Genomic DNA, 11,942 nt, shown 5'->3' on the forward strand with positions numbered 1-11,942 from the left:
TGCCGAGAGGACACGGCACGCGTCTAGCCCGTCACTCAGGATGCGCTGTCCTTCAGGGACTGCGCAGCCTCGACCAATCGCTCAATCGTGTCCGCCGCTGGAAGCGCCAGGGCTGCAAGTCGATCAAACGTCTCGGCGTACAGAGAGCATTCGCTCTCGGCCTCCAACCACGTCCCGCCGTGCAAGGTGTCGAGGTAGACGACGGGCTGAAACTCATCTTCGCGAGACGACAGCAGGGAGAACGACGTCATCCCCGGGAACGCGCCCAACTCATCCGGTACAAGTCGCACCCGCAAGCCAGGAAGCTCGGCAAGTGCGACCAATCGCAACAACTGATCTGCCATCACCAGCGGACTACCGATCGGGCGCCGCAAGACTGCCTCACCCACAGCAAGGTCCATCCGCAGCGACGGTCCCTGACCGAGGTGTTGCATCACGCGATTGCGCTGATCGTCTCCATAGTGGCGGTGATCTTGTTGGGGTATCGCACCTAGTTGAGCGCTGCGCAGCGCTGCGTCGTACTCCGGCGTCCTGACGACCGGGGGCAATACGTCCAGCGCGACCATCTGCACGTGGCTCGCTTCGGCCTCGACTTCCGCATAGGTCCATCCAACGCACGTGGTCACACCATCGTTCAGCAGATCAAATCGAGAAGGATCGCGTGCACGTTGCGCCCCCAGCACGACCGGCATCCGTCGTCTGCTGCTCACCCCGTACACCAGGGCAAGCGCAACAACGTCAGCGTCAACGATCGGGATGAGGGCGTTCTGCATCATCGACGTCTTCGCCGTCGACCAGCCCACACGTTCCCCAACCTTCGAGAGACTCAAGCCGCTCTCTTTGCGCCACAACGCAAGCGCACGACCGACCGCGCGATTCTGAAGGTTGGATTTGAAGTCTTTAGGCATGCTCGGCTCGCTCGGTACATAGGTGAAGCCGACGCGGTGAGCCGCACCGCGTCGACTCCCCTTGCCAGCCCCGGTCGCGTGTGACGGAGTCCCGAGGCTGGTGGCTCTGTGTCCCCATCAGACAGACCTGCGGACTGGGACTTTGCTTTCCACAGGGCACAAGGTGTCGTAAAGGCGCAAGATCAGCGCTTTCGAGTCGGACTCATCCAAGCTCTTCTCTTCGAGCGCGCGAACGACCTCCTGATAGCCCGTGATCGCGTCAGTCGACTCGTCGAGCAGGCTGGAGTTCTCGGTGTCCACCCAGACCAGCGGTTCGTACTTCGCGAAGGTCAATTGGGTGAACGGCCCTGCCAAGCCGGGATGCGCACCGAGGTCAGCAGGCACGATCCGGATCGTGGTGTTCGCCCACTTCGCCATGAGCAGAAGGTGAAGCAGTTGCGCGGCATGTACTTCGGCACCACCGACGCGGAGATGCAGAGCCAACTCGTGGATGAAGAACGTGCACTTCCTGCCACCACGAAGCAACTCCTGCATCGCGAAGTTTGCCTTCACCCGATCTTGCAACTCGTCCACGGACACCGTGGCCGATGCCAGTAGCACCTCACGCACGTAGTCGACTGTCTGCAGAAGCGGCGGAACCATGTGCGTGTGCCAACTCGTCAGCGACTCGGCCGCCGCCAGGTTCTCGGCGAACGTGCGAAGCCAGATGGGGCTGCACGTACCGTGCTGCTGCCACCAGCCCCTGATGTGCGTCTCCGGGTACAGCGACATCAAGTGCGCGAACTCAGCGGCGTTGATCCGGCAGGCACCCAGCAGCGCGGCGACTTCGAGTTGGCTGGCTCCGCCTTTGCCGTTCAACACGTTCGAGAGCTTGGCCTCATCCCAGTCGACGATCTCGGCGGCCGCATGCCCGGTCAGGTCTGCTGCCGAGAGAGCAGCCCTGACGCCGTCACCGAACTCCCGCCCGCGCGCAGTCGAAATCCTCTTTGGCATGTCTAGCTCCCCGCACCAGTTTCAAGGGTGGCCCGAACGCGTTCAGGTGCGTCCGTAGCTCTTCGCGCCCACACAGCTCTCTGCACGGCCTCAACACTCGATCGACGTCAGATCCGCAGACATCAGCTTCCCGGTCGGCACATCGGGTGTAAATGACCAGGGAAAGACCTATGCCGACCTCTCTCGACCTACACTTGTCGGCGCTGACATTAGCGAGACGGAGAGGTCAGCCGATGAGTTCGCCAGATCGAAGCGGGCATCCGGGGACGCTGTTCGGCGAGTTGCTTCGCCAGCGACGGCTAACGGCTGAGGAGTTCAGCTGGGAGGCCGAGCGATTCGCCAGAAAGCACGGCATCAAGGCCACACTTGGCCCGCGCCACGTTCAACGCCTCGCTTCCGGCGTCCGTGCCGACGGCCGTCCGCTCGGCCCTCCCCGACAGGTCACGCAACGCCTGCTCGAAGCGATGTTCAACGTGCCAGTCGCCCGCCTCCTTGAGCCTGTACAGGCGTCGGTTTCCACCACGCCCGACGATCTGGAGTTGCAGGCCCGCATCGCGGCAGGACGCAACATCGACGCCAGCACCGTGAAGCTTTTCCAGCATCAACTCGACGTCACCCGCGTGATCGATCGCCGGCTGGGTGCCCCCACATTGGTCGGTCAACTCCGCGCGCAGATCGACCAGATGGACGGGGTGCTGGACGACGTCCTCAATCAGCCATCGCAAGCGGGGTTGGCGGCCGTTTTGGTTGATGCCTCCGCGCTGGCCGGATGGCAGTCGCTCGACCAAGGACTGACCAGCGATGCCTGGGCTTACTACAACCGAGCCATCCGAGCCGCGCGATACGCGCAATCGCCTGCACTTGAGGCGTATGCGCGTGCGGGGAAAGCCGTCGTTCTGCTCGACATCGGCGAGATACAGGCCGCCGTCGATCTGACCGATGACGTGCGCGCCAACGCACGCGGGCGGGTTCCTGATCTGCTGCTCTCGTGGCTTTCCGCGGGCTACGGCGAAGCCTGTGCAGCTAACGGCGAAGAGGAGCGGTCCATGCGCGCATTCGATGATGCCGCGCGAGCCATGCCCGCTACAGACAGCGGCGACACGCCCTATCTCGTCTTCGACAGCACTCACCTATCTCGGTGGCGTGGCAATGCCCTAGCGCGGCTCGGTGCACTTGAAGCGATCGACGTTCTCTCAGACGTGCTGGGACGACTCGACACGAGCTTTACCCGCGCAGAGACCACGCTGCAGGTTGACCTTGCTCAGGTGTTCACCGCGACCGGAGAGAAGGACGCAGCAGCCGCGCACGCGAAACGTGCGCGGCTGCTGGCGGCTCAAGTTGGTTCGGTGCGTCAGAGCAAACGGCTTGCCGCTCTAGTCGGCTGACTTCTGCTCACGCGGCTTCCTCGTGACCTTCGGCATCCGGGAGCCGAGAAGTTCGGCCGCCTTCCGGTCGGAAGCGGCTACCCAGGCTGCGTAGACCTTCAACGTCGTCGCGCCGCCGCCCCCATGTCCGAGACGTCCGGCGACCGTGCGGAGATCGGTTCCGGCGGTGAGGAGTTCAGTCGCGGAGTAGTGCCGCAATGCGTGGAGATGGGTCTTGATCCCCAACCGGTCGGCCATCTCCTTGTAGCGGCTCGACACGGCGTGCGGTGAGTACGGGAGCGTTGGGTCTGCGTTTCGAATCCCGGTGAACACGTACATGTCGTCCGTCAGATCAACGGCTGCTGCGGCGAGCCGATCACGCCAACGGTCGCGATGTTCCATGAGCAGCACGACGGTTTCGGTGTCGAGCGCAATCCGCCGCATCTGATGAGTCTTCGTGTCCTTCTCGGTGCCGACTCCGCGACGCAACCGGTAGCTGCGGCGGATCTCGACCACGCCTTCGTCCAGGTCGATGGAGGACCATTTCAGCGCGCAGAGTTCGCCGCGCCGCACGCCGGTGGTCATGACGAACCAGACCAGCGTTCCCCAGTCGTCATCCATCTGGAACGCCTCTTCGGCGAGACGTGCGGCATCGACAGACGAAGGCGGCTCGGGTTGCGGCTGCTTCTGCTTCGGCCGTTTCGCGGCCTTGGCGGGGTTGCCAGGAATCCAGTCCCATCGGTCGGCAGCACCGAGAACACCGCTGAGGATGGAATGCACCTGGCGGACGGCAGAGGTCGACAACGGTGAGCACTTGTGCGGCTTGCACTTGAGCTTCGCGCAATCGTGATCACCCTCGACCTTGTGCTCCAAGTGCGGCTTGCGATCGCAGCGCACGCGGCACCGACGAAGGTCCGCGTAGAGGTTCTCCAGCATCCGCGTGGTCATCTTCCTGACCGGCGTGGAGCCGAAGGCCGGATTGATCGTGCGACTGAGATAGCCCTCGTAGAGTTCGCGCGTGCTGTCTTCCAGTTCGGTCACTCGCAGCCACTCGGAAGCGGCGTAGGCGAAAGTGGCGTTGGAACTTGTGGCGCGCTGTGAGTCCACTTCAGCGAGTAGCCGGGTCTGCACCTTGTCGGCGGCTTTGTACGCCGCTTTGTCCGTGCCCTTCACCGACTCGGTGAGATAGACGGGTTTGCCCGTGACCGGATCCGTGCCCGAGAAGACGCGGACCTGGAGCGAGTTGCCGCGTACGCGGATGCTGCCTCGCGTCCGACGGTCTTCGGAGTCGTTTGACCTGGTCATGACCTCATGGTCAACCCACTGTCAATGGACAGCAACATGGACAGATGATCTTTAGCGGATCTTGAAACACCATGTCCATGCTGGTCAGAATGGTGGGCCAGGTCGGATTCGAACCGACAACCTGACAGATTATGAGTCTGCTGCTCTGACCGGTTGAGCTACTGGCCCCCTCGCAGCCCACGCGGACCCCCGACCCGCTGACGCTGCGTGGTGGAGGATACCGATCACGCCGAACGGGCCTTGCGCACCCCCGTGGCGAGCGACACATAGGGTGGACGCGTGCGTTTGACCCTCCGCGACTTCACCCCGGCGGACGAGCCCGAGGTGCTGCGGCTGTTCGCCGACTGCGACGACTGGTTCCAGGCCGCGACGGGCCACCCGTCCGGGCCCGGTGACGTGCAGGGCCTCTTCTACTCGGTGCCCGAGGGGGCCTCGTTCGAGCAGAAGCACCTGCTGGTGGCACAGGCCGAGGAGATGATCGGGTTCGTGGACCTCACGGTCGACCACCCCGGGCCGGGGCAGGCGAGCATCGGGTTCTTCCTGGTGCCGAAGGACCTGCGGCGGTGGGGTATCGGCCGCGAGATGGTGAAGGCGCTCGCGGAGCGGTTCCCGGACGTCACGCGGGCGCACGTGCGGCTCGACGACTTCAAGCCCGGCAACGAGTTCCTCAAGGCGTTGGGGTTCGTGCTCAACGGTCAGCGGGCCGTGCTGGAGATCGCGCCGAGGTCCGCCGGCCGGTAGCCGCGCGGGTAGTCCGGGTAGGTGCGGTTCGGGGTGCTGGTGAGCTTCAGGGTCTTGCGGACGGGCATGCGCCGCACCACGAACGCCCTCAGCCGCAACGCGCGCCGCCCCAGCCGACCCACCCACGACGGGGGCGCGGTGAAGCCGAACGCGCGCACCATCAGCGGGTCCAGCATCGCGATCACGGCACGCGAGACGACCGGGCGCGCCAACGACGGGTACCACGAGCAGAACAGGTCGAGGGTGTACTGACCTATACGGCCGTTCGACGGCGCGTACACGAAGTGCGCGGCCTCGTAGGCAGCCTTGAAGTCGCGGAACTCCACGTAGTCGGCCGGGATGTCGCGGATGCCCATGCGCGCGCCAACCGCCCGGTAGAAGTGGAAGGCGGCCTGCCGCTCGACGTGGGTCAGCGGCCGCCAGCCGTACTGCGAAATCCACTCGATCGGGTCGTAAATGAACGTCGAGAGCACGTAGAGCATGTCGTCGTTCGAGATGTCATAACGGCCGTGCTGACGGTTCACGACGCGCAACGCCTCGCGGCCGCGCGCGGAGTCGTAGCCGTGCTCGACGAGTTCGGCCATCAGGATCGCGGTGTCGTCGTAGCGCTTCTGAGGGCGGCGTTCGAACTCGCCGGTGCGGTCGAGCAGGCCCGAGATCGTCGGCACGCAGTACGTGCGGAAGAGAGCCAGCTCCAGCGACTTCTGGTAGTCCCACGGGAACTCCAGGCCCGCGGAGATCCGCATGATCTCCTCGTGGTCGGCGACCGGGTCCAGCGAGGCGATGCGGCGGAGGTTCGCGAAGCGGGCCATCCCTCCAAGCTGACCGACAGATCCCGCCACCAAAAGACCCCAGTCGGATGACTGGTGCCCTGAAAGCTCACTTTCGACTGTGGCATCGAACGACGGCCGCGAAGATGGGCAGAGGGCGTATCTTCCCGAACGATCCTGTCGTCGAGCGCGAGGAGTTGACGGCCTGATGAGCACCCCCGAGTGGCTCACCGACGACGAGCTGGACGAACTCGACGGACTCGCGACCGCCGCGACGCCAGGCCCGTGGTTCGTCCGCGCTCTCGACGACACCCACGCGATGAGCCTCGTTGCTGTGAGCACCGTGCCCGACACCGGCCTCGGCGAGCGGTGGCCGGATTTCGACCGCGGCGAGATCGTGGCCGCGGCGCGCGACGGCGTCCCGCGCCTCATCGCCGAGATCAAGCGCCTACGACGACAGCTGAAAACCGATCAAGAGGCGAACTGACCCACGCAAGGGATCCACAAAACGAAGTGAGGCCCCATCCATGATCGGATGGGGCCTCACCTGCTGTTAAGCTCCCCCAACTGGACTCGAACCAGTAACCCTGCGATTAACAGTCGCATGCTCTGCCAATTGAGCTATGGGGGAATGTTCTGTTGTGTCTTGCCTGCCAGGCTTGGTTCCTCCTGACAGTGGGTAACTCTACATGAGCCTCAAAAGGGGTTTTGCAGGCACCCCCCACATTGCGAGATCATGGGTCCTGACCAGGCACGATGCGAGAGGAGACGCCACATGAAGGGCATCTTGGTCGGTGCGGCCATCGGCTACGTGCTCGGCGCGAAGGCCGGACGGGAGCGTTACGACCAGATCGTGCGCCTCTGGCACCGCTTCATCGAGAACCCGACGGTACGCAAGACGGCCGCGCAGGCGAAGGACAAGGCGTTCGAAGCCGCAGTTCAGGCCAAGGACGTCGCCGTCGACGCTGCGGAGAAGGCCGCCGAGAAGGCGCCGTGGCGACACCAGGACGAGACCAACGGGAAGGTCACCACACCGCCTCGGCTGTGATCACCTTCACACCTGAGCGACCGCGAAGATCCTCCTGAACGGGAACCACGTGGTGCCGTCGGCTCGCTGCGGGTACGCCTCGCGCAGCCGCGGCGCCAGTTCCGCCCGGTACGCCTGCCAGTCCTCATCGGACAGTGCGGCGCGCACGGGACGCAAAGCCGTGCCAGTCACCCATTCGAGCACTGGATCGAGACCGGAGAGCCGCTGCACGTACGTCGTCTCCCAGACGTCCACAGTGGAGCAGTCACCGAGCAGGTCCGCATACCCCACGGGGTCCAGAACCGGTTTCTCCGCACGGAAAACGGGCGCCAACGCCTCCCCGCCCACCTCGCGGATCAGCCGGTGCGACGCATCCGCGTAGTTGCCGGGAACCTGGAACGCGAGCCAAGCGCCAGGCGACAGAACCGAAAGCCACTTAGACACGATCGTGGGATGTTCCGGAACCCACTGCAACACCGCGTTCGACACCACGACATCGGTGTCCGGCAACGGTTTCCACGTCGTCACGTCGTCCACCCGAGCGTCGACACCGGCCTCACGCGCCGCCGCGACCATCTCCGGCGAAGAGTCGAACGCCTCGACCACGGCGGACGGCCAACGCGACGACAGCGACACCGTCAGATTGCCGGGCCCACAGCCCACATCGACGACACGGCGCGGCGACGAAGCCTGTACGCGCCCAACGAGTTCATAGAACGGCCTCGCCCGGTGATCGGCGAAGGCCAGGTACTGCGCCGGATCCCACATACGACTAACAGTACACGCGTACTGCTAGCCCGCAAGCTTGGCGACGAACGGCCCCACGGCCTCGCGCACCGACGCCAGGTCCACCCCAGCATCGCCCCGCGCCTGCCACACCACGCCGTCCCGGCCGGGGATCTTGCGCTGCAGAATCCACACACCCGGCGATTCGACGCGCTCCCGCAGCCGGATCGACCCCTCGACGCGCTGGCTGATCGCGCGCAGCACCCGATCCGGCCGATCCACCGCGAACCGCAGCGCGGGCAGGTCCTCCAGCAGCACCACAGGTCCCTCGGACGACGCCTCGACGGCCTCCACGACCCGCAGCGAGCCCTCCCACTTCACCTTGCTGACCAGGTGCCACCCGATCCGCCGCGGCTCGCCCTCGCTCGGCACCCACAGGCCGAGCGACGTCACCACGAGGTGCCCGCCGGACGTCACCGGCGCGTGCGCGATCACGGTCTCGTCCTTCTCCAGCGCGCCCGTGAACCCGTCGGGCGCACCGTCGCCGAACAACCGCCTGAACAGGCCCACTACAGCACTCCAGCGCTCTGCTGCAGGAGCGCCTTGCGGTACTCCTCCAGCGCCACCAGGTCGCCCCACAGCGCCCTGTACTCGTCGGCGTCCTTGATCGGCGAGAGCCGCCGCAGGCGCGACTTCACGTCGTCGACCTGCTTGCCGACCTGCACCTCCTGCAGCCGCGCGATCACCATCGACACGTAGCGGAACTCGTCGTTCTGCTTGACCGCCAACGGTTCCACGGCGAGTTCGGTCAGCACCGACCGCACCGACGCGTGCGCGCACGTCTGCGAGATCGCGTCCAGGTACGCCGAGCCCGCGAGCCCGCACGACGCGCCGCCCGCGTCCCGGATCGCCCGGTGCAGCGCCACGTACGCGGGTTCGGTGAAGGCCTCGTCCGGCAGCGAGTCGTAGAGCGGGCCGGCGTACTCCGGCAGCCGCAGTGCGATCTTGAGCACCTCGCGTTCGAACACCAGCTTCGGGTCGCGCGGGTTCGGCCGGGCGGGCCCGTCCACCTCCACGCCCAACGCGATCTGGTTCGGATCGACGCGCTGAGCGGCGGCGACGGGCGCCTTGCCACCGGCGGTCTGCCGCACCCGGCGCACCACCATCGCCTCGTCGTCCCAGCCCACCCACCAGGCGAGCCGCGTCGCGTAACCGTCGCGCTTGGCGCGGTCCTTGATCTGCGCGACGAACGGCACCATCTTCTTCAACGCCTCGACGCGCCCGTCCACGGAGTCGAGGTCGTACGCCTTGAGCTGCGCCTTGATCGCGAACTCGATCAGCGGGATGCGCCGCGCCACCAGGTCGCGCACCGCCACGTCGCCCTTGTTCTGCCGCAACTCGCACGGGTCCATGCCGTCCGGCGCGACCGCGATGTAGGTCTGCGCGGAGAAGTGCTGCTCCCCGTCGAACGCCTTCAGCGCGGCCTTCTGGCCCGCCTCGTCGCCGTCGAAGGTGAAGATGACCTCGCCGTTCACGTCGTCGTCGATCAGCAGCCTGCGCAGCACGTTCATGTGGTCGGTGCCGAACGCCGTGCCGCACGACGCGACCGCCGTCGGCACGCCCGCGAGGTGCATCGCCATGACGTCGGTGTAGCCCTCGACGATCACGGCCTGCTTGCGCTTCGCGATCTCCCGCTTGGCCTGGTCGAGCCCGAACAACACCTGCGACTTCTTGTAGATCATCGACTCGCTGGTGTTGAGGTACTTCGCCTGGATCGGGTCGTCGTCGAAGATCCGCCGGGCACCGAACCCGACGACGTCGCCGCTGATCTCCTTGATCGGCCACAGCAGCCGCCGGTGGAACCGGTCGATCGGCCCCTGCTTGCCTTCCTTGACCAGCTGCGACTTGATCAGCTCCGACAGCTCGAAACCACGCCCGAGCAGGTACTTCGTCAGCTTGTCCCAGCCGCCGGGCGCGAAGCCGCAGCCGAACTGGCGTGCCGCGGCCTCGTCGAACCCGCGCTCGGCCAGGAACTCCCGCGCGGGCTGGGCCTCCGGCGTCTTGAGCTGCTCGGCGTAGAACTCCTGAGCCGCCTTGTGAGCTTCGATGAGCCTGCTGCGGGTGCCCCGGTCGCGCTGGATCGTCGCGCCGCCGCCCTCGTAGACGAGCTGGATGCCCGCGCGGTCCGCGAGCCGCTCGACGGCCTCGACGAACGAGAGGTGCTCGACCTTCATCACGAAGGCGATCACGTCACCGCCCTCGCCGCAGCCGAAGCAGTGGTACGTGCCGTGCGACGGGCGCACGTTGAAGGACGGCGACTTCTCGTCGTGGAACGGGCACAGCCCCTTGAGTGCGCCGCCGCCCGCCCGTTTCAGCGAAACGTGGTCACCCACGACCTCGTCGATGCGGCTGCGCTCACGCACCAACGCGATGTCGCTCTCCCTGATGCGTCCTGCCACGTCCCCGAGTCTAATCCCCTGGCAAACTGCCGACCGTGACCACCGCTGACGTCTTCGGACTCCACCGGACCCACCTGATCGGCGTCGCGTACCGGCTGACCGGCAGCATCGCCGACGCCGAGGACGCCGTGCAGGAGGCCTGGCCGCGGTTCGCGAAGGCCGAGGGCGTCAAGGACGCGCGGGGCTGGCTCACGACCGTCGTCAGCCGCATCTGCCTCGACCGGCTGCGCTCCGCCGCGGTGCGCCGCGAGACGTACGTGGGCTCGTGGCTGCCCGAGCCGTTGCTCACGACCGGCGAGCAGGACGACCCGCTGGCGAGCGTCGTGCGCTCCGACGGCGTGCGGATGGCGGCGCTCGTGGTGCTCGACCGGCTCACCCCGGACCAGCGGGTGGCGTTCGTGCTGCACGACGCGTTCTCGTTGCCGTTCAACGAGATCTCCGAGGTGCTGGGCGTCTCGGAGGCGTCCGCGCGCCAGCACGCGTCCCGGGCCCGCAAGGCCGTCGCGGACGCCGACCCGCCTCCCCGCGCGGCGCTGGCCGAGCAGCAGGAGGTGCTGGAGAAGTTCATGCGGGCCATGGCGAGCGGGAACATCGACGCCGTGCTGGAACTGCTGCACCCGGACGCGGTGATGATCGGCGACGGCGGCGGCAAGGTGCGCACGGCGGTCAACACCGTCACGGGCGCGGAGAAGGTCGCCCGCTTCTTCCTCGGCCTCATGCAGAAGTACGGCTTCCCGGAGGAGCACCGGCCGATGTTCGTCAACGGCGAACTCGGCTTCGTGATGCCGGCGTACGGCGAGGTGACCGCGCGCGTGACGACGTTCACGGTGCACGAGGGCAAGGTCGCGGCCGTCTACGACATCGCGAACCCGGACAAGCTCACCCACGTGGCGTTCTGAGCCGGAGCTTTTGGTCTGGACCGTAACTGGAGCCGGGAACGGCGTGCTGGCTAACGTCACACGCCGTCGGTCCAGCCCAAGCCCCCTGCCGCGGGTTGCAACCACCCGGAGTCCGTCATGCCCGAACAAGACATCCCCTCGCGCCGGTCGTTCCTCGCGACCACCGGCGCCGCCGCCGTGGTCGCCCTGACCGCCGCCGGCTCCACCACCGCCCGCAGTGCCCCGCTGCCGCTCACCCCGACCTGCGTCGATGACGACGACACCCCGTCGAACATCGAGGGTCCCTACTTCAAGCGGAACTCACCGCAGCGCACGAACCTGCGCACGCCCGGCGTCACCGGGATCGTGCTGAGCATCACCGGCTTCGTCTACACGATGAAGTGCCAGCCGATTCCCGGAGCACTGCTGGACTTCTGGCAGTCGGACGACCGGGGCGTCTACGACAACACCACGTTCAAGATGCGCGGCCACCAGTTCACCAACGCCTCCGGCGCGTACGTGCTGGAGACGATCGTGCCGAAGGACTACCCCGGCCGCACCCCGCACATCCACGTCAAGGCGCAGCCCCGCGGCGGCCGGATCCTGACCACACAACTGTTCTTCCCGGACAACCTCAGGGCGTACGGGATGAACATGCCCTACCTGAACCGGCGCGACGCCTACCTCGACCGCGAGTGCGAGGTCGAACTCGGCCCGCTCGTCGGCAACCGCTACACCGCGAAGTTCGACTTCGTCCTGGAAGCCTGAGCC

The 11,942-nt window shown here is 66.3% G+C and carries 13 protein-coding genes and 2 tRNA genes; 6 read left to right on the plus strand and 9 right to left on the minus strand.

Annotated elements, in window-relative coordinates; all coding sequences use genetic code 11:
• Positions 1–35 precede the first annotated feature (35 nt).
• Both JNUCC0626_RS23770 and JNUCC0626_RS23775 read right to left on the minus strand, forming a co-directional pair.
• Positions 36–908, minus strand: coding sequence for a helix-turn-helix domain-containing protein (locus JNUCC0626_RS23770; protein WP_394612979.1), 873 nt, complete (start codon positions 906–908; stop codon positions 36–38).
• A 117-nt stretch (positions 909–1,025) separates the two neighbouring features.
• Positions 1,026–1,901, minus strand: a complete 876-nt coding sequence (locus JNUCC0626_RS23775) for a DUF5753 domain-containing protein (RefSeq protein WP_394612980.1) — start codon at positions 1,899–1,901, stop codon at positions 1,026–1,028.
• 233 nt (positions 1,902–2,134) lie between these two features.
• On the opposite strand from JNUCC0626_RS23775, the gene JNUCC0626_RS23780 reads away from it, so the two are divergent.
• The gene (locus tag JNUCC0626_RS23780; protein ID WP_394612981.1) at positions 2,135–3,286 is read left to right on the plus strand and encodes a hypothetical protein; all 1,152 of its coding nucleotides are present in this window, start codon (positions 2,135–2,137) and stop codon (positions 3,284–3,286) included.
• Here the strand turns inward: JNUCC0626_RS23780 and JNUCC0626_RS23785 are convergent.
• On the minus strand, positions 3,275–4,438 hold the full coding sequence (locus tag JNUCC0626_RS23785; RefSeq protein ID WP_394612982.1) for a tyrosine-type recombinase/integrase: 1,164 nt from the start codon (positions 4,436–4,438) through the stop codon (positions 3,275–3,277). The two genes, JNUCC0626_RS23780 and JNUCC0626_RS23785, sit on opposite strands and share 12 nt — an antisense overlap.
• Before the next feature lie 222 nt (positions 4,439–4,660).
• Positions 4,661–4,738: transfer RNA gene (locus JNUCC0626_RS23790), tRNA-Ile, on the minus strand.
• 111 nt (positions 4,739–4,849) lie between these two features.
• Between JNUCC0626_RS23790 and JNUCC0626_RS23795 the strand changes: the two genes are divergently transcribed.
• Complete coding sequence (locus tag JNUCC0626_RS23795) at positions 4,850–5,311, plus strand: GNAT family N-acetyltransferase (RefSeq protein ID WP_394612983.1); 462 nt, start codon at positions 4,850–4,852, stop codon at positions 5,309–5,311.
• Here the strand turns inward: JNUCC0626_RS23795 and JNUCC0626_RS23800 are convergent.
• The gene (locus JNUCC0626_RS23800; protein ID WP_394612984.1) at positions 5,266–6,123 is read right to left on the minus strand and encodes an oxygenase MpaB family protein; all 858 of its coding nucleotides are present in this window, start codon (positions 6,121–6,123) and stop codon (positions 5,266–5,268) included. The genes JNUCC0626_RS23795 and JNUCC0626_RS23800 overlap by 46 nt on opposite strands.
• Before the next feature lie 166 nt (positions 6,124–6,289).
• Between JNUCC0626_RS23800 and JNUCC0626_RS23805 the strand changes: the two genes are divergently transcribed.
• The gene (locus JNUCC0626_RS23805; protein WP_394612985.1) at positions 6,290–6,568 is read left to right on the plus strand and encodes a hypothetical protein; all 279 of its coding nucleotides are present in this window, start codon (positions 6,290–6,292) and stop codon (positions 6,566–6,568) included.
• Between the two features lie 71 nt (positions 6,569–6,639).
• Here JNUCC0626_RS23805 and JNUCC0626_RS23810 read toward each other — a convergent pair.
• Positions 6,640–6,712: transfer RNA gene (locus tag JNUCC0626_RS23810), tRNA-Asn, on the minus strand.
• A gap of 144 nt (positions 6,713–6,856) precedes the next feature.
• On the opposite strand from JNUCC0626_RS23810, the gene JNUCC0626_RS23815 reads away from it, so the two are divergent.
• A complete protein-coding gene (locus JNUCC0626_RS23815) occupies positions 6,857–7,129 on the plus strand; it encodes a YtxH domain-containing protein (RefSeq protein WP_394612986.1) in 273 nt (90 codons plus the stop codon).
• 6 nt (positions 7,130–7,135) lie between these two features.
• On the opposite strand, the gene JNUCC0626_RS23820 is transcribed toward JNUCC0626_RS23815, so the two are convergent.
• Genes JNUCC0626_RS23820 through dnaG form a run of 3 tightly spaced genes read right to left on the minus strand, consistent with a single transcriptional unit; the run spans position 7,136 to position 10,293 of the window.
• Entirely contained in the window at positions 7,136–7,876 is a 741-nt protein-coding gene (locus tag JNUCC0626_RS23820) for a trans-aconitate 2-methyltransferase (RefSeq protein ID WP_394612987.1), read from the minus strand.
• A 24-nt stretch (positions 7,877–7,900) separates the two neighbouring features.
• Positions 7,901–8,404, minus strand: coding sequence for a hypothetical protein (locus tag JNUCC0626_RS23825; RefSeq protein ID WP_394612988.1), 504 nt, complete (start codon positions 8,402–8,404; stop codon positions 7,901–7,903).
• Positions 8,404–10,293: a DNA primase gene (dnaG, locus tag JNUCC0626_RS23830; protein WP_394612989.1), complete on the minus strand. Its 1,890-nt coding sequence runs from the start codon at positions 10,291–10,293 to the stop codon at positions 8,404–8,406. The genes JNUCC0626_RS23825 and dnaG overlap by 1 nt, the downstream gene beginning before the upstream one ends.
• Before the next feature lie 26 nt (positions 10,294–10,319).
• On the opposite strand from dnaG, the gene JNUCC0626_RS23835 reads away from it, so the two are divergent.
• Both JNUCC0626_RS23835 and JNUCC0626_RS23840 read left to right on the plus strand, forming a co-directional pair.
• On the plus strand, positions 10,320–11,192 hold the full coding sequence (locus tag JNUCC0626_RS23835) for a sigma-70 family RNA polymerase sigma factor (protein ID WP_394622084.1): 873 nt from the start codon (positions 10,320–10,322) through the stop codon (positions 11,190–11,192).
• Between the two features lie 117 nt (positions 11,193–11,309).
• On the plus strand, positions 11,310–11,939 hold the full coding sequence (locus JNUCC0626_RS23840) for a dioxygenase (RefSeq protein ID WP_394612990.1): 630 nt from the start codon (positions 11,310–11,312) through the stop codon (positions 11,937–11,939).
• Positions 11,940–11,942 lie beyond the last annotated feature (3 nt).

The organism is Lentzea sp. JNUCC 0626, from assembly GCF_043632865.1.
Taxonomy (GTDB): Bacteria; Actinomycetota; Actinomycetes; order Mycobacteriales; family Pseudonocardiaceae; genus Lentzea.